Here is a 16,856-nt window from a genome sequence, read left to right on the forward strand (position 1 = left end):
TCTTTCCGACACCAAAGGGGCCGTTCACAGCGCTGCAGGACGTGAGTTTACAAATTAAAAAGGGCGAGTTTGTATCGCTTATCGGACACTCGGGTTGTGGTAAGTCAACCGTTTTGAACGTTGTCGCTGGCCTACATCAGGCAACCAATGGCGGTGTAGTTCTTAGCGGCAAAGAAGTGACAGAACCAGGACCTGAGCGGGCCGTTGTCTTCCAAAATCATTCTCTATTGCCGTGGTTGACGGCGTATGAAAATGTTGAGCTGGCCGTTAAGCAAGTATTCGGAAAAACTAAGTCAAAAGCAGAAACTAAAGAGTGGGTAGAACATAATCTTCACTTGGTTCATATGGATCACGCTATGTATAAGCGTCCTGACGAAATATCAGGGGGTATGAAGCAGCGTGTGGGTATCGCTCGTGCTTTGGCGATGCAGCCAGAGATTTTGTTAATGGATGAGCCATTTGGCGCGCTAGATGCCCTGACCAGGGCGCATATGCAAGACTCCTTAATGGAGATCCAGAATGAGCTGAATAATACCGTTATTATGATCACCCATGATGTTGATGAAGCAGTTTTGCTGTCAGATAGAATTGTCATGATGACTAATGGCCCAGCGGCAACGGTTGGTGAAATATTAGATGTTGGTCTTGAACGCCCTCGTGATCGATTGGCCTTAGCAGAAGACCCAGAATACGTTCACCTTCGATCAGAAGTTCTAAAGTTCCTGTACGAAAAACAACGAAAAGTTGAACCGATTAGTGCCTCAGTAAAAAAAACTAAAGCTGCCTCAGGTATTGCGGCAGCGTAAGACAAGTTAATCATTACTCCCGTTTACAATGGCGTAAACATAGGGGGTAGGTGGACAACGGCGTTCACAAGTAATGCGACATGAGAAAACTGTTGAGTAGAGGCTCAGTAGTTATCTCACAGCGCATTGTTTGTGAGCGCTTTTTTAATGCCTTAAGAATTAGTAAAGCCATATTTATAGCAAGGGTCACAGCATAAACAAAGAATGACTGACTTATGCTTGGCCTTTAAAAAAGTAACTAGGAGATGTAAATGAAAAAACGTTCAATTAGCCTATTAAGCACAGCAATCGCTACGATTATTGCTTCGAGTAGCGTTGTCGCTGCACCAGAAACGATTACTGAGGCGATTACAGGTGGTAAAGCCTATGGTGACTTGCGTTTACGATATGAAAGTGACGACCGAAGCAATGACACTGATTCAGATGCCTTAACCCTACGTACGAGAATCGGATACAAAACGGCAGAATTCAAAGGCTTTACTGCACTGGTCGAGTTTGAAGATAGTCGTGAAGTTTTGGGGGTTGAAGAAGCGGACGATGATGCATTAATTCTAGACTCAGAAGTAACTGAGCTCGATCAAGGCTTTATTCAATATAAGAATGACATGGTGACAGCAAAACTAGGGCGTCAAGTGATTGCCTTGGGCGGTCAGCGTCATGTAGGTCATGTTGGTTGGCGCCAAGATCGCCAGACTTTTGATGCGGCGAGAGTTACGGTTAAGCCAATAGAGGGTCTTACTTTAGACGCATCCTATATTTATAAAGTAAACCGAATTAACTCGGGTGCCTTTGCGGATGTCGCTGATACTGATATAACACTATTAAATGTTGCTTACCAAACTCCTTTTGGTAAAGCTGTGGTATACAACTATGAGATCTCAGGAGAGCCTTATGGTGCCGCAGATGGTTGGGATGAGCTATCAACAATTGGTGCAAGTTTTACCGGCTCAACATTAGCAGGTGAAGATCTGAAAGTTTCATATGCTCTAGAGTATGCTTCGCAAGATAATGAAACGAAAGATGCCAGTATGGATTATATGATGGCTGAGGTTGGCCTAACTGCGTCAGGAGTAACAGGCAAGCTTGGCTATTCGTCCTTAGGGTCTGACGATGGCAATCAGTCGTTCGCGACACCTTTAGCAACTGTTCATAAGTTTGAAGGTTGGGCTGATGCATTTCTAGGTCAGTCCTTGTTTGGTGCGGGTGGCGGTAATGGTGTTGTAGACACTTATGCTTCAGTCTCAGGTAAGTTCGCTGGTGTAAAACTGGTGGGTGTTTACCATGATTTTGAGACCGATGAAGGCAGTGCTGACGCGGGTAGAGAGATAGATCTTTTGGCAGTCAAAAAGTTTAATAAAACCTATAGCGGAGGCCTGAAGTATGCTGATTACTCGGCACCTTCTGGCGGTACTGATAAGTCCGTAATGTGGGCGTGGGTTGGAATGAAGTTCTAAAGTCTGACACATAACTATAAGCCGTTAATAAGACTTCAGGGTCTTATTTTGCTAGCCTGGTGCCGTACCCGTCGCGGGTTGACAAGACTTTCCTCTTGTTAATTCAGGCTAGCTTTTTTCGGTTTTTTATGTGGGCTAGAGAGATACTCTAGCAAGGCTTCGAGCTTCATTGCTTCATGGAATAAACTTCCTTGTGCGTAGTCGCAGCCATGGCTTTTTAAGTGTGCAAGCTGTAAATCATTTTCAACGCCATCAGCAGTAACAGAAAGTTTCATCTGATGAGCCATACTAATAATTGCATTGCTAAAGTTAGTGTTTGCCTGATTTTCAGGGAGACCATTAAGGTAGCGTTGGTCTATTTTTAAGGCGTGAGCCGGAACTTGTTTCAAGTAGCTCATTGACGCATAGCCTGAACCAAAACGATCGATGATAATATGAACGCCCATATCTTTCAGTTCTTTTAGACGACCAATCACTTCGGGCTTTTGGTCAACGAAGCACTTTTCAACTACCTCGAAATGCAGGTATTTAATATAGTTCGGGTGTTCGGAAAATAGCGCTCGTACTTCAGAAACAAAGTAACGGTCTTTAAGTTGTCTAGGCGATATGTTGACACTAAAGCTAATATCTTTGATGCCTTCTTTAAGTAGTCTTTGGATATCTTTTACAAGCTGTTTTAGCACCCAGTTACCGAGAGGAATAATGCTGCCTGCATTTTCTGCTATCGAGATAAAATCATCGGGCATACGAATATCTTCTTCAGTGTATTGCCAGCGTAGAGATGCTTCTACGCCTGAAATGCTTTGATCTTTTAAATCGAGAATCGGCTGATAAACCAAAAAGAAGTCTTGGTTTTCAATGCTGTGCTGAATTTCCTTTTCTGTCTTTATTTTATAGCGGATCTCGTTGTTCATATCTTCAGAGAAGAATTGATAATTGTTTCTGCCGCTTTGCTTTGCCTGATACATAGCGATGTCGGCATTATTAATAAGGTCAGTGTCATTAAGCGAGTCTTCAGGGGTGACGCTAATGCCAATACTCGCGGTGATAAAGACTTCCTGAGTGTCGATGATCACGGGAGATTCAAAAGAGTTGATTATATTCTGTGTTACTTTACTGGCATCTTCGTAATTCTTAATGTTGCTTAGTAAGACTGTAAATTCATCACCACTGATACGAGCAATGCTATCGTTTTGCCTTACATGCTCATTCAAGCGCTTGGCGACGGATTTTAGAATCTCGTCACCGGCCTGATGACCTAGGGAGTCATTAATGGTTTTGAAGTTATCTATATCAATAAACAACAATGCAGCTTTTACCATATTACGTTTGGCATTTTGAATTGCTGACTCGAGCCTCTTCTGGAATAGTACCCGATTTTCTAGACCTGTCAGCGGGTCGTATAAAGCCATACGTTCCATTTCATCGTGATGATTCTTGATATCGGTGATATCTTCGAAAGTAATCACATAGTGAGATATTTCTGAGGTTTCTTGATAGGGATGGCTTTTAAGCAATGAAATACTGGTCTTCATCCAATGCGTGTCACCATTTGCATCGGTGCACTTGAGTTTACTCTGAATCAGACCTTCGGTATTAGGCGATAAGCTTTGTGTACTCAACTCCTGAGAGGAGATCGGGGGAAGGGAAAGTTTGTTTTCCAGTATCGAAATTGGCTGCCCCTCCAGCTTCATATCACAGCTACCAGTAAGCTTTAGAAATGCCTTACTGGCATAACTAATTGTGTGCTCCTTATCTATAATTAATACTGTACTATCACTACTCTCAATCGCTTGGGATAAGAGTTGCAGTGATACTTCACGCTTTTTACGCTGATTTATTTCTTCCGTAAGTTCGTAGTTTATTTTGTTGATGGTTTCTGTTCTGGAAATTATTCGTTTCTCAAGCTCAGTGTTGAGCGTATGCAGCTCATCCTCTTTGTCTTTTAATTGTTTCGTATAAACAATTAATTCCCGATTAGCCTTGGTGAGATACATTGTTTTCTCACTAACAGCGCGTTTCAGGTTTTTATTGACATAGAATAAGATTGAAATAAAGGCTGCGCCAATAACAAATATAATACTGGAAACTTGGAGTACCTGACGCGTCAGTTGGCTGGCTTCATTTAGTTCAGGAGAGTAAATGAAACGCTCGTGGTTCAATTCGCCAGTGCTCATGCCAAGATCGGTAAACGAGTCAGCGATGTGCTGCCACCTTCCGGGGTTCATGTGTCCCAGATCCACCAGTTTGGGAACGATTAGACGAATGGTCTCCTGAGCTTCATGGCGGAGTTCTTCAATGCTGAGTTCTGATTGATACTTATTCTTGATGAGCTCAATAAGCTCATCTGGATTCTCAATAGCGTAACGCCAGCCGTCAATACTGGCTTTTCTAATGGCTTTCACTTCATCGCTATGCTCATCAACTTTAGACTCTGTGCTAAATAACACGTCTCCGTAATAGTCTATTCCGTAAACACGAGGGTCTATAAGGTTGTATTCGACACCTCTTTGTCTCAGCTGGAAGGGTTGATCGGTTATATAACCAACCATTGCATCGACTTTTTCATCGATTAAATCCTGAATATTGTAGGATAAGGGCACCGACTCAATTTGTGACTCATTAATCCCTTCTTTCTTTAACAGTCCTAACGTATTTGAACCGTAATGTCCCTCTGGGTACATCACGCGTTTACCGATTAAGTCTTGTGGAGTTAGCAGATTATTCTTCTTTAAAGTCATCAATACGATTGGCGAGTGTTGAATAATGGCTGCTAATGCGACGAGAGGATTGCCGTTCAGGTGATAGAGCACAAGCTCAGCATTGGCTATGCCATAATCAGCCTTACCCTCAAGCACTTCTGTGATGGGGTTTATATCAGGACCGGCAGCTCTGATCTCGACGTTGTAACCGGCATCTTGGTAATAGCCATTTTCCAGGGCTGCGTAGAATCCTGCAAATTGAAATTGGTGTTTCCACTTCAGTTGTATACTGACATTTTTGAGTGATGGGCTGAGATGCTCATCTGCGTAAGCGCTTGTGGAGCCAATCAACATACTCAGATACAGAAGAAAGAATAACGAGACGGTTGATGTGCCTCTAGCAACCCGTAGCGCTATACTGGGCAATATCTGTACGTGGGCGTTGCTTGCTTTCTTTGTTATGTTATTCAAAGTTAAAAGTCTACTGGTTAAAGGTAATAGCCGCGTATTTGGAAGGCCAAAGCAATCTTTTAAGTGTAGTTCAAAAAAACACCAGCTGCAGAGTTACGAGCTTAAAAATAATGTAAATTTATTGGCGGAATTATCAGGTATTAATAAGTCTTTGTGCCAGATCAAGGCATTGGATAAGAAGTTTGTTCATAGTATGAGTTATAGATTTTGTTTTGAAGCTGATTCAGAAAGCACCATTGATACAGAGTACGGATAGATGGGAATTGATATAGATAAGAGCAGTTTTGCAGAAAGTGATTATCGAGACTTTGAAAAAAAACTGCAGACCAACCTTTCCAGCTTGAGCTCCCTATTGTCACAGACAGGCTTTGGAAAAAAGAAACCGGGTAGTGCTATTTTGGGTGCCGAGCTCGAAATGTATATTGTTGATAGCAAGGGAGAGCCCTTGTTGCTGAATCAAGAAATCTTAGATGCTGCTGATGACAAACAACTGACTCTGGAGATTAACCGCTATAACCTGGAATATAACCTGACTCCATATTCCCTGTCGGATGCGCCGTTTAAGTCGACAGAAAATGAGATTTGCCGCCAGCTGTCGAAGCTAAATGATATTGCTGCAAAATATGAAGGTCGCATATTTCCTGTCGGTATACTTCCTACGCTGGATAATTCTCATTTCGGGCCTGTTTGTATGACGGACCGCCAGCGTTATAGAACCTTGGTTGAGCAATTGTTTGAACGTCGTGGGCGTGAATTTGAAATTGATATTAACGGTAGACCTCCTTTACAAATGGATATGCAGGACGTTACCTTGGAAGGTGCGAATACTTCATTCCAGATTCATTATCGAGTCGACCCTGAAGACTATGCAAATACCTTCAATGCCTTTCAAATGGTGACGCCTTTAGTGTTAGCTTTAGGTGCTAATTCACCCGGTTTATTTGGTCACGACCTCTGGTGTGAAACACGAGTACCTTTGTTTAAGCAGTCTATCGATACGCGAATAAAAGATAGATACCGATGGAACGAGCCTTCTAGGGTAAGTTTTGGGCAAGGCTGGGTACGCCGCTCTGCTTTGGAATTATTTCAGGAAACAGCTTCGATATTTTCACCTTTATTGCCAATATGCAGTGAACAGGACCCAGAAGCCCAGATGGCAGAAGGGAAAGCACCTAGCTTATCAGAGTTGCGACTTCATCAAAGCTCTGTTTGGTTGTGGAATCGACCGGTATATGACGATGCTGATGAAGGCCATTTACGGATAGAACTAAGGTCTTTGCCCGCTGGGCCCAGCGCGGTTGATATGGTTGCCAATGCAGCACTGTATATCGGTCTGGCAGAGTACTATCGCGACAAAATGAATGAGCTGATGCCTGCTTTACCTTTTCATTTAGCGGAGTTTAACTTCTATCGCGCCGCGCAATTTGGCTTGGGTGCACGAATCGTTTGGCCAGACCCTCAGCGTTCAGGTTGTCGTGATCAGCCCATTATCGATATTCTTTCCCAAAGCATTGATCATGCAGAGCAGGGCTTGCGTAGTATCGGTGTTGAAGATGAGGAAGCAGGCTATTATCTATCCATTGTTAAAAAGCGTCTTGAGTCAAAGCAGAACGGAGCAGTATGGCAAAGAGAGAGAACCGCTTATTATCAGAATGAAAAGTCTTATAGCTCTGACAAAGCAAGAAAAGCAATGCTAGAAGACTATATTGCTTACAGCCTAGACAACATTCCAGTGGGTGAATGGCCTTTAACGTAACAATTATTGGATATAAGAATGAGTATAGAGTTAAACAGATTTTGTGACCCAGACCCAAGCTCAATTGGTGAGGATATCTATCAGTTTCTTGATTACTTGGGAGGCCCTTCAGAAATCCTGCTGTCAGGAGATGACACCACTCGAACGCGAGCATTTGTAACGCTACTGCATGGCAATGAACCTTCAGGCCTTATTGCCTTATTTAAATGGTTGAAGTCGGGACTTAAGCCAGCGGTGAATGTCGTTTGCATTGTGGCTTCAGTATCAGCGGCTAGCTTGGAGCCTTCATTCAGTCATCGTGTCTTCGCTCGTCAGCGTGACCTGAATCGCTGCTTTAAAGAACCCTTTGATGATGAACCTGGCTATCTCGCCGCTGAGATTCTAGAGACTTTAAAGCGCTATAAACCTGAAAGCTTGATCGATATGCATAACACCTCGGGCTCAGGCCCTTCATTTGCGGTGGCGATCTACGAAGATCCTCAGCATGATGCTTTGACAGAATTGTTTACTAAACGCCTCATCGTGACTCACCTACGTTTAGGGGCTCTGATGGAGGTCACCGAATACCTTTGCCCAACTGTGACGATTGAATGTGGAGGGCGTTTAGATGAGTCTGCGCACCAGATTGCTTGGGAGGGCTTAAATCGTTATTTTCGTTTAGAAAGTGTCTTGGCAGGCCAAGAAAGTCAAGAGAGCTTGGAGGTGCTTACTAATCCGGTAAGGCTCGAACTAAAGGATGATTGTCGTCTAAGGTATGGCGAGAAATTAAGTGAAGAATCTGATTTGTGTTTGCTACCCAGTATAGAGCAATTGAATTCAGGTATTACTGTTAAAGATACGCAGTTGGGTTGGGTCGCAACAGATGATCTGAAAGCTGTATTTTCTTCAAAAAATAGTCGAGAAGAATGTGTGGTAAATGAGTTGGTTTATATCAAAGACGGCGGATTGTTTGCTAAACGAGACTTAAAGCTCTTTATGATCACTAATAATCCGGAAATCGCCAAGATGGATTGTCTATTTTATGCAGTAAGGGACTGTGGTTCAGAGGTTGTTGCGGAATTATCTTAGTGGCCCGCTTACAAGTTGAACCCAGATTTTACTGGGTTCAACAAGAAATTAAAGGAACGCATTTGTGCCTTATTTTTTAGCTTCCGGGTGAAGAGACTTACCTAGTATATGGCTGTCTTCTTCGATAACTGATGATGCTTGGCCGACAATAAGGGGATCTGCTCCACGAACAACATGATGATTCTTATCAGGATAATCCAGCTTAGAAAGGAAGTGTTGCATACACGCAAGGCGTGCTCTTTTTTTATCATCTGATTTTACGACTACCCAGGGTGCGTCAGCGGTATCGGTGTAGAAAAACATCGCTTCTTTCGCTTCGGTATAGTCATTCCATTTTTCTTGAGCAAGTTTGTCGATAGGGCTTAGTTTCCACTGTTTTAGAGGGTCAGTTTCACGTTTCTGAAAGCGAGCGGTTTGCTCTTCTTCAGTAACAGAGAACCAATACTTAAATAATTTTATACCGCTACGGGTAAGCATTCTTTCTAGTTCTGGCGTTTGACGCATAAACTCAAGGTAGTCGCTCGGTTCGCAGAACCCCATAACTCTTTCAACACCTGCTCGGTTATACCAAGACCGGTCGAATAAAACGAGTTCACCTTTGGTGGGCAGGTGTTTAATGTAGCGTTGAAAGTACCACTGACCGAGCTCTTCTTCAGTCGGCTTTTCCAAAGCAACAACGTGAGCGCCCCGTGGGTTTAGATGTTCCATAAAGCGTTTTATGGTGCCACCTTTACCAGCGGCATCTCGCCCTTCAAACAGAATCACTATTTTTTGTCCTGACTCTCTTATCCACTTCTGGGCTTTTAGTAGCTCGATTTGTAATTCTTTTTTTATGCTTTCGTATCGTTGGCGACTAATTTTTGTCTTGTATGGGTATTCGCCTGACCTAAATGATTCGGCAATATAATGTGGGTCATGGCGTTTTTCTGCTAGAGCGTGAAGCTGAGTCCCTACTGAGCTCAAAGTCTTATTCTTAGACGAAGTTTGCTTGTCTGATTGATTCTTATCTGAGTTTTGCATGGTTCTTTTCTAGCCCTCTTTTTTAAACGTAATCCTTAAGTCTACTAGACAATTGGAGGGCGCATGGTTAAATAACGGGCTTGATTGATATGTGTCAATACCTATGAGTGGATATCTAACGGTTAATGGGCAGTAGATGTAATTTTATAAGCCAATGATTGGAGATTAGGGCTGAGGATAACCTTGAGCGCGAGTGGCCCTTGCTTAAGATAGGTTACGCCTGATACTTGTCATTTCCGCGATTTAAAGTGAGCATGAACTCGCTTAACAAACTCCATATACTGACTTTCGTCGTGCAAATTCACTTCTTCTTCGATCGGCAATAAAGGGAACCTTTCCTTCAAGGCTGCCGCGAATAGGCCCATACCGCCTTGTTGGTGAATAGTGCTGTCACTCTGAAATATTTTGACGTTTCTGACTCCGCAGCTGGGTGAGTTTTTCATCAGAACAAAGCCATCTAAAGACCCAAAGCTATCAAGGGCCTCTTTGCAGCCTTCAAGTAATTGAGGGCCTAAGTTTATGCCTGTTAAGTCAGTGTCATCGTTATACCGTAGCGTTGGCCTGGAAGGGTTGCCGGTAAGTCGCATTTTGGGGCGGGGTATACCAAAACCGGCAGCGGCTTCAGGGCAGAATGTTTCAAAAGAGAAGTGTTTGCTCAATTCGTCTAAGCACAATGATGAGCGTTTATGCTTTCCGTCATAACGTACTTCAAATCCTGCAAGGCAGGCGCTTAGACCAATCTTAGGTTTTGATCCTGGCATTTTATATGATGCTTGTGACATGGTACCTGGTGCTTAGGGGAGCGAGTTTAGGCTTATTTTGAACTATTCGAAGGAGAATGAATATAGTATTTCTTATATCTAACAAATAACGATTGCCGTAGGCAGAGGGTTCCAGCCTTCGCTGGATCAACCCCGTACTAGCCCGCTTGCGAGCCATGGAAGGCTCTGCCTACAGAAGTCGGTTTACCTAGTGCCCGCGTAGGCAGAGGGTTCCGCCCCTCGCAGACTCTGCCCCATGCTACTCCTCATGCGAGCTGTGGAAGGCTTTGCCTACAGTTAGATGGGTTTAGCGACAAACCCTGTCCTGGTAGTAGTCATTGCTGTAGTTGCAGGACTTACATGCAGAAGGCTTGTCATTACTATGCTTTGATGCTTTTGGGCTAATTGTCTCGATAATCTTTTTCATTCGACTTTCTCCTATTGATTGTTTGCATTGTTAGCTTCGCAAGTCATGTGCAATTTGTATAGTTCAAAAAATAGAAGTAGATGATCACTTTTTCTTAACGAAGTTCTTCAGCAAACACTTCCATTAAGCACTCAATGTTCTTGACGCCGATATAGTTGGGGCGACTTAAAAAAGCGATTCTGCGATGAGGTCCTGGTTCATTCAAGTGAATTGCTTTGAGGTCATCGCTTTGGCTATCTATCTGCTTTAAGGCCATCTCGGGAACGAGAGTACTACCCATACGACCGGCCACCATTTGAATCAAAGTGTTGAGGCTGGTCGCGCCTAGTGTTTCACTTTGTTCATTATTACTTAGCTTACATGCTGCTAGGGCATGATCTTTAAGGCAGTGACCGTCCTTGAGTAGCATTAGTTTTGACTGATCTATTTCGGTACTGGTGATTTCATCTAAACCTGATTGCTCTGCATCATTGCGCGTCAGCCAGTAAAAGTCTTCTTGAAAGAACTCAAAGGCTAACAGTCCGTCATGTGGATAGGGTAGCGCCAGAATTGCGGTATCAATCTCGCCTTTGCGGATCATGTCTACCAGGACATGAGACTGCTCTTCGATAATTGTCAGTTTGAAGTCAGGGTATTGTTGGCGAAGTGCAGGTAAGACTTTGGGAAGTAAGTAAGGCCCGACTGTTGGAATGACACCAACCGTCATCGGATGATTTAAAGGCGCTTTCTGGTTTTGCGATAGTTGATAAAGGCTGTCGACTTCCAGTTTGATACTTTGTGCCCGTTGCAGAAACATCTTTCCGGTGGGGGTAATCAGTACCTTCTTATTGTCTCGTTCGAATATTTGAATATCCAACTGCTTTTCTAATTCACTTAAGGCGGTGCTCAGTGCTGACTGAGATACTGAACAGGCTTCAGCAGCTTTCTTGAAGTGCAGCGTTTTCTCGACAGCCAAAGCATAGTGAATTTGCTTGAGTGAAATCATGGTCTTGCTCTCTTCTCACAATAATAGTGATGAGTTTAGATCAATGTTCAGTTTTTTTGAACATCACCTTTTATTTAATTCAATTTATTTAATTCTTGTTCGCGCTTAATCTTATTCCTGTCGAAACACACAACACAAACTTAATCGAGGAATACAACATGGCGAACATGATCAACAAATCAATCCCTGAATTTACTGCTCAAGCTTTTCACAACGGCGAGTTTAAAGAAGTGACAACTGAAGATGTAAAGGGTAAGTGGGCAATCTTCCTTTTCTACCCAGCAGACTTCACGTTTGTTTGCCCAACTGAGCTTGAAGACATGGCGAAGCACTACGAAGAGCTTCAGAAGCTAGGTGTAGAAGTTTACTCAGTTTCGACTGACACGCACTTTACTCACAAAGCATGGCACGACACGAGTGAGGCGATTGGTACGATCAACTACCCAATGATCGGTGATCCAACAGGTGTCATTACTCGCGGCTTTGATGTAATGATCGAAGAAGAAGGTTTGGCACTACGTGGTACTTTCCTAGCCAACCCTGAAGGCATCATCAAGGTTGCTGAGCTTCACGACCTAGGTATCGGTCGCTCTGCAAAAGACATGGTTCGTAAGGTCAAAGCGGCTCAATACGTAGACCAACATGACGGCGAAGTATGCCCAGCAGCGTGGGAACAAGGTGAAGAAACATTGACTCCAAGCCTGGATTTGGTTGGCAAGATCTAGTCTGCATTAAACGCTAAATAGCAGTATCTCAGGAGGTTCATATAAGAGCCTCCTGAATCTCCAAAGGTATTTAAAACGAGGATAAGAGAATGTTGACGAATGACATTTTGAACGCGCTTAAAGGCTATACCGCCAATATGCAGAATGATATCACCTTTGTTGTGCAAACAGGTGAGCATGACAAAAAAGCGGAGTTGATGGAATTTCTCAGCAGTTTCGCATCGGTTAGCGACAAGATTTCACTTGAAGAACGTGATATAAAATCAGTATTGCAAAGCCCGGTAAGTTTTTTGTTAGAACGTGATGGAGAAGATACGGGAATTCGGTTCTCCGGTATTCCTGGCGGTCACGAATTCAATTCGCTAGTGCTTGCGGTGCTTCACGCTTCGGGTACTGATATGAAGTTGGATGATTCAATAAAGTCGATCATAAGTGGTGTACAGGAAGCACTTAACTTCGAAGTCTTTGTAAGCTTGAGTTGTCACAATTGTCCTGAAGTGGTCCAGGCTTTGAATCAGTTTGCTTTGGTCAACGATAAGATTACCACTGAAACCATTGATGGCGGTGTCTATCCGGACTTGATCGAAGAGCGAAGTATTCAAGGTGTGCCTAGTGTTTACTTGAATGGTGAAGTATTCGCTAACGGTAAAATTGACCAGGCAGTCCTACTAGAGAAATTGATGGCTAAATACCCCGACATCACTCAGGCAGCAGAGCCTGCTGAAGCACTACCTGTTCAGGATGTTGTTGTGATTGGTGGTGGCCCGGCAGGTGCAGCATCAGCGGTGTATAGTGCTCGAAAAGGTTTGAAAGTAGCGATCATCGCAGATCGGATTGGTGGACAGGTGAAAGACACTATGGGGATCGAAAACCTGATCTCTGTGCCTAAAACAACCGGCCCGGAATTGTCTACGGCTTTGGAGCAGCATATTAAAGAATATGACGTGACCGTCAGAGAACACTTACGAGTCGCGAACATCGAGAAAGGCCAGGGGGGTGAAAACCATAAGATTGAACTCTCTTCGGGTGAAGTGATCGAAACCAAGACGGTGATTGTTGCGACCGGTGCAAAGTGGAGAGAGCTTGGCATTCCTGGCGAGAAGGAAAACATAGGTCAAGGTGTTGCTTACTGCCCGCACTGTGACGGACCGTTCTTTAAAGGTAAGGATGTTGCTGTTATTGGTGGCGGAAATTCAGGTGTTGAAGCGGCTTTGGATTTAGCTGGTATCGTAAAATCTGTCACAATCTACGAGTTTATGCCTGAATTAAAGGCTGACAAAGTCTTGGTTGAGCAAGCTAAAAAACGTGAGAATATTACTATTCTGCGTAATGTAGCGACCAAAGAAGTCTTGGCTGAAGGTGGCAAGGTTGTTGCCTTAGCATACGAAGATCGTGATAGTGGTGAAATTAAGCGCCAGGAATTATCAGGCATTTTCGTCCAAATAGGCTTGGTGCCCAATAGTGGCTTCCTGGAAGGCATTGTAGAAATGAACGCCTATGGCGAGGTAATTGTAGACGCCAAAGGTCAGACTGACGTACCAGGAATCTTTGCCTGCGGTGACGTGACGACCGTGCCTTATAAACAGATCGTGATCGCTATGGGGGAAGGTGCCAAAGCTTCTCTTGCAGCCTTTGACTACTTGCTAATGCAAGGCTAGCCTAAAAAAGCCAGTCCCAGGTATATTGAGCCAATTGGGGCTGGCTTTGTTTTACTAGCGGTAAATCTTCTCTAGACTTTACTTTCTGCTCTGTTATGTTTGTATCAGACCATGACATAGCCAAGCAGACCCTTAATGAAAATTATTGAGCCCAATCTCTGTAATTGTGAATCCTTAGTGGATTTGATCTATGCAGAAACCTCCAAGAATCTTGATGAGCGATTTGTTCGCGCGGTCGGCAAGTTATTAAATCCCGGTTATGTCCGTTTATGTCTTGGGGATTATAGACACAGCACTGAGCTTGTCGTGCTCGCCACTTATCAGCCAGTCTCTGGTGCTAAATCCGAATCAAAGGTTTCACTTAATACCAAGGCTCTAGCAGAGCCGGAAACGGTATTTCCGATACATTTGAGTACCGGGCAAGAAATTAGCATGTTGCTGGATATAGAGCCGAAAGTCAGTTTGATCAATCAAGTCGTTCAGCTCATCGCGGTTTATGTTAATCAACATGGCCATTTAAATCGATCTAATAAAGACCAGCTTACAGCTTTAAAAAATCGCCGCTCCTTTGATCTCGAATACACGCAATTAACCGATAATGCTAAGTCGAATGATGAGAATGTTATTGCTGTATTGGATATAGATCATTTTAAGTCAGTGAATGATCGCTTTGGGCATGTTATTGGCGATGAAACCTTAATTGCTGTTGCCAACTTGATGAAAGATTTTTTTGAGCGTGATGATTATCTTTATCGCTTTGGTGGTGAAGAATTTATTATTTTGTTGCAGGGTATGGGGCGCTCAGAGGCTGCGGATTTACTAGAAGATTTGCGCAGAGAAATTGCTGATCATCACTTCCCCCAAGTAGATCATATTACGGTTAGTATTGGTTTTGTCCTTCTGGCTCATAACTGCGATAGCGTCTTACTATTCGAAAGAGCCGACGCGGCGCTTTATCATGCCAAAGCGAGTGGGCGTAACTGTATCAAGAACTATAAAAACTTAGTCGACAAAGGTGAAATAGAGGCTATCGATAATCGCTCTGGTGATATTGAGTTGTTCTAGCCATTCATTCAAGTCTACATAGCATCTAGATTAACTCACGTCAACTCCCATATCCGGGGTGCCGGCCGGTAAGCCAGGCTTGCGTGAGGTGGTTGATGTTCAATTTTTTAGCATAGGTTTGACAACCTACCTTCAGGTAGGTAAGGTGTGTTTAATAATTGAACAAACTATTTTAGTGAAGTGGTTCCCTGATGAATACCAAGCAACGTATTGTCGAGTTTTCTGCTGATAAGCTTCGGGACCGTGGCTTTGATGGCTTCAGTTATTTAGATATATCCAGAGAACTGGGCATTACCAAGGCGAGTGTTCATCATCACTTCCCTAAGAAAGAAGATCTCGGTCTGGCCCTATGTGATTGGACGCATGACTGGCTTAGCCAAGGTCTTGCTTATTTCGACCAACGTGCAGCAAATCATTGGAATAAGCTGGAACGTTATTTAAGTGCCGCGATGAAGCACGCCTTATCTGAGCAGCGAGTATGCCCAATTAGTGCCTTCTATAATGACTTAAGCAAACTGCCAGACTCTATTAAGGTGCAGATAAAGAAGCTCGACGATATAGAGCTTGCTTGGGTCACGAAGGTCATTGATGAAGGTATAGAACAGGGTGAATTTGCTGAGCTTGAAGATACGCGAGCAATGGCTGCGCTATTTATTTTTAGCTGCAAAGGCGCGCTTTATTACGCTCGCCTACATGGCCAGGATTTGTTTCACCAAACAATGCAGCAATATGAGAATTTAATTCGCAAATAAAGGTTTGAGCACTTGTCCTTTGACAGCGTGTTGCAAGCCTTTTCTTTTGCTTAATAAGCCTACCTTCAGGTAGGTAGTTTGCAATAGTAATAGCTTTGAAAAGTTAAGATAGGAGATTTATATGAGTAATGTTAGCCCCTTATTTGAAACGCTGGACTTAGGTAAATTACAACTAAAAAATCGTATTGTGATGGCGCCGATGACTCGCACATTTTCACCGGGTAACGTCCCAAATGAACAAGTTGTCGCGTACTACGAGCGTCGTGCTGAAAATGATGTGGGCCTGATCATTACAGAGGGCACCCCAGTTGGTCATAAAGCTGCAAATGGTTATCCTAATGTCCCCTTCATGCATGGTGAGAAAGCATTAGCTGGCTGGAAAAAAGTAGTTGATGCGGTTCATGCGAAAGGTGGAAAGATCGCGCCTCAGCTGTGGCATGTAGGTTCAGTTCGTAAAGAGGGCGTAGAGCCTGATAAGTCTGTACCGGGCTATAGCCCTTCTGGTTTGTTTAAGCCAGGCAAAGAAAATGGCGTAGCGATGACGCAGGAAGATATTGCTGAGGTTATTGAAGCTTTCGCACAGGCTGCTGAAGATGCAAAAAGTATTGGCTTTGATGCTGTGGAAATACATGGCGCGCACGGCTACCTAGTTGACCAGTTCTTCTGGGAAGGAACAAACCAGCGTACTGATGAATATGGTGGTGATATGCTCAAGCGAACTCGCTTTGGGGTTGAGCTTATTCAGGCTGTCAGAGCTCGGGTCGGAGAGGACTTTCCGATTATTTTACGTTTCTCTCAGTGGAAGCAACAAGACTATGAGGCACGGTTGGCCAACTCTCCAGAGGAACTGAAACAATTCCTACAGCCTTTATCTGAAGCCGGAGTCGATATTTTCCACTGCTCAACACGCCGATTCTGGGAAAATGAGTTCGATAACTCTGACTTGAATCTTGCTGGTTGGACTAAGGAGTTGACAGGTAAGCCGGTAATCACCGTTGGTAGCGTTGGTCTAGATAGTAGTTTTATCGATGAGAAGGGCTCGAGCTTGGGGATGTCTGACAAGGCGGGAGTGGCGTCTAGCCGAATTGCTGAATTGTCTGACAGAGTTGCCCAAGGTGAATTTGAGCTGGTCGCGGTTGGCCGTGCGCNNCATGTATTTCCACAGCATCAAAGCCAATACTTTTTGCATCTTCAGCAGCCTGTGCG

13 protein-coding genes are annotated in these 16,856 nt (G+C 43.7%); 9 read left to right on the top strand and 4 right to left on the bottom strand.

Going from position 1 to position 16,856, the window contains the following annotated elements; all coding sequences use genetic code 11:
* A partial coding sequence (locus tag A3735_RS05955) for an ABC transporter ATP-binding protein (RefSeq protein ID WP_068637752.1) occupies positions 1-806 on the top strand: 806 nt, incomplete at its 5' end.
* 251 nt (positions 807-1,057) lie between these two features.
* The gene (locus A3735_RS05960; RefSeq protein ID WP_068515154.1) at positions 1,058-2,260 is read left to right on the top strand and encodes an alginate export family protein; all 1,203 of its coding nucleotides are present in this window, start codon (positions 1,058-1,060) and stop codon (positions 2,258-2,260) included.
* Between the two features lie 98 nt (positions 2,261-2,358).
* Here the strand turns inward: A3735_RS05960 and A3735_RS05965 are convergent, their stop codons facing one another.
* Positions 2,359-5,433, bottom strand: coding sequence for an EAL domain-containing protein (locus A3735_RS05965; protein WP_156490439.1), 3,075 nt, complete (start codon positions 5,431-5,433; stop codon positions 2,359-2,361).
* 256 nt (positions 5,434-5,689) lie between these two features.
* Between A3735_RS05965 and A3735_RS05975 the strand changes: the two genes are divergently transcribed.
* A complete protein-coding gene (locus tag A3735_RS05975) occupies positions 5,690-7,189 on the top strand; it encodes a glutamate--cysteine ligase (RefSeq protein ID WP_068515142.1) in 1,500 nt (499 codons plus the stop codon).
* 18 nt (positions 7,190-7,207) lie between these two features.
* Positions 7,208-8,257 carry a succinylglutamate desuccinylase/aspartoacylase family protein gene (locus tag A3735_RS05980; RefSeq protein WP_068515139.1) on the top strand — a complete coding sequence of 350 codons (1,050 nt, stop codon included), beginning with the start codon at positions 7,208-7,210 and terminating at the stop codon, positions 8,255-8,257.
* A gap of 69 nt (positions 8,258-8,326) precedes the next feature.
* Here A3735_RS05980 and ppk2 read toward each other — a convergent pair whose 3' ends face one another.
* The 3 genes from ppk2 to A3735_RS05995 all read right to left on the bottom strand — a co-directional run bounded on the left by ppk2 (position 8,327) and on the right by A3735_RS05995 (position 11,450).
* Positions 8,327-9,277, bottom strand: a complete 951-nt coding sequence (gene ppk2, locus A3735_RS05985) for a polyphosphate kinase 2 (RefSeq protein ID WP_082865461.1) — start codon at positions 9,275-9,277, stop codon at positions 8,327-8,329.
* 230 nt (positions 9,278-9,507) lie between these two features.
* Positions 9,508-10,059, bottom strand: coding sequence for a DUF523 domain-containing protein (locus A3735_RS05990; RefSeq protein WP_068515137.1), 552 nt, complete (start codon positions 10,057-10,059; stop codon positions 9,508-9,510).
* A gap of 500 nt (positions 10,060-10,559) precedes the next feature.
* Complete coding sequence (locus tag A3735_RS05995; protein WP_068515133.1) at positions 10,560-11,450, bottom strand: hydrogen peroxide-inducible genes activator; 891 nt, start codon at positions 11,448-11,450, stop codon at positions 10,560-10,562.
* A gap of 167 nt (positions 11,451-11,617) precedes the next feature.
* On the opposite strand from A3735_RS05995, the gene ahpC reads away from it, so the two are divergent.
* The 5 genes from ahpC to A3735_RS06020 form a co-directional block, all read left to right on the top strand.
* Positions 11,618-12,175 (top strand): alkyl hydroperoxide reductase subunit C, encoded by a 558-nt coding sequence (gene ahpC / locus A3735_RS06000; RefSeq protein ID WP_368664618.1) that lies wholly within the window; start codon positions 11,618-11,620, stop codon positions 12,173-12,175.
* A gap of 89 nt (positions 12,176-12,264) precedes the next feature.
* Positions 12,265-13,833: an alkyl hydroperoxide reductase subunit F gene (ahpF, locus tag A3735_RS06005; RefSeq protein ID WP_068510428.1), complete on the top strand. Its 1,569-nt coding sequence runs from the start codon at positions 12,265-12,267 to the stop codon at positions 13,831-13,833.
* Positions 13,834-13,968: 135 nt separating this feature from the next.
* A complete protein-coding gene (locus A3735_RS06010) occupies positions 13,969-14,898 on the top strand; it encodes a GGDEF domain-containing protein (protein ID WP_068510429.1) in 930 nt (309 codons plus the stop codon).
* Between the two features lie 191 nt (positions 14,899-15,089).
* Positions 15,090-15,650: a TetR/AcrR family transcriptional regulator gene (locus A3735_RS06015; protein ID WP_068509249.1), complete on the top strand. Its 561-nt coding sequence runs from the start codon at positions 15,090-15,092 to the stop codon at positions 15,648-15,650.
* Positions 15,651-15,771: 121 nt separating this feature from the next.
* The coding region (locus tag A3735_RS06020; RefSeq protein WP_068637754.1) for an NADH:flavin oxidoreductase at positions 15,772-16,856 on the top strand (1,085 nt) is incomplete at its 3' end.

Source organism: Oleiphilus sp. HI0061 (assembly GCF_001635675.1).

What these genes read in the sequence shown, in the direction of transcription:
- A3735_RS05960 (WP_068515154.1), top strand. Translation starts at nt 1,058, where the DNA reads ATGAAAAAACGTTCAATTAGCCTATTAAGCACAGCAATCGCTACGATT.
- A3735_RS05975 (WP_068515142.1), top strand. Translation starts at nt 5,690, where the DNA reads ATGGGAATTGATATAGATAAGAGCAGTTTTGCAGAAAGTGATTATCGA.
- A3735_RS05980 (WP_068515139.1), top strand. Translation starts at nt 7,208, where the DNA reads ATGAGTATAGAGTTAAACAGATTTTGTGACCCAGACCCAAGCTCAATT.
- ppk2 (WP_082865461.1), bottom strand. Translation starts at nt 9,277, where the DNA reads ATGCAAAACTCAGATAAGAATCAATCAGACAAGCAAACTTCGTCTAAG.
- A3735_RS05990 (WP_068515137.1), bottom strand. Translation starts at nt 10,059, where the DNA reads ATGTCACAAGCATCATATAAAATGCCAGGATCAAAACCTAAGATTGGT.
- A3735_RS05995 (WP_068515133.1), bottom strand. Translation starts at nt 11,450, where the DNA reads ATGATTTCACTCAAGCAAATTCACTATGCTTTGGCTGTCGAGAAAACG.
- ahpC (WP_368664618.1), top strand. Translation starts at nt 11,618, where the DNA reads ATGATCAACAAATCAATCCCTGAATTTACTGCTCAAGCTTTTCACAAC.
- ahpF (WP_068510428.1), top strand. Translation starts at nt 12,265, where the DNA reads ATGTTGACGAATGACATTTTGAACGCGCTTAAAGGCTATACCGCCAAT.
- A3735_RS06010 (WP_068510429.1), top strand. Translation starts at nt 13,969, where the DNA reads ATGAAAATTATTGAGCCCAATCTCTGTAATTGTGAATCCTTAGTGGAT.
- A3735_RS06015 (WP_068509249.1), top strand. Translation starts at nt 15,090, where the DNA reads ATGAATACCAAGCAACGTATTGTCGAGTTTTCTGCTGATAAGCTTCGG.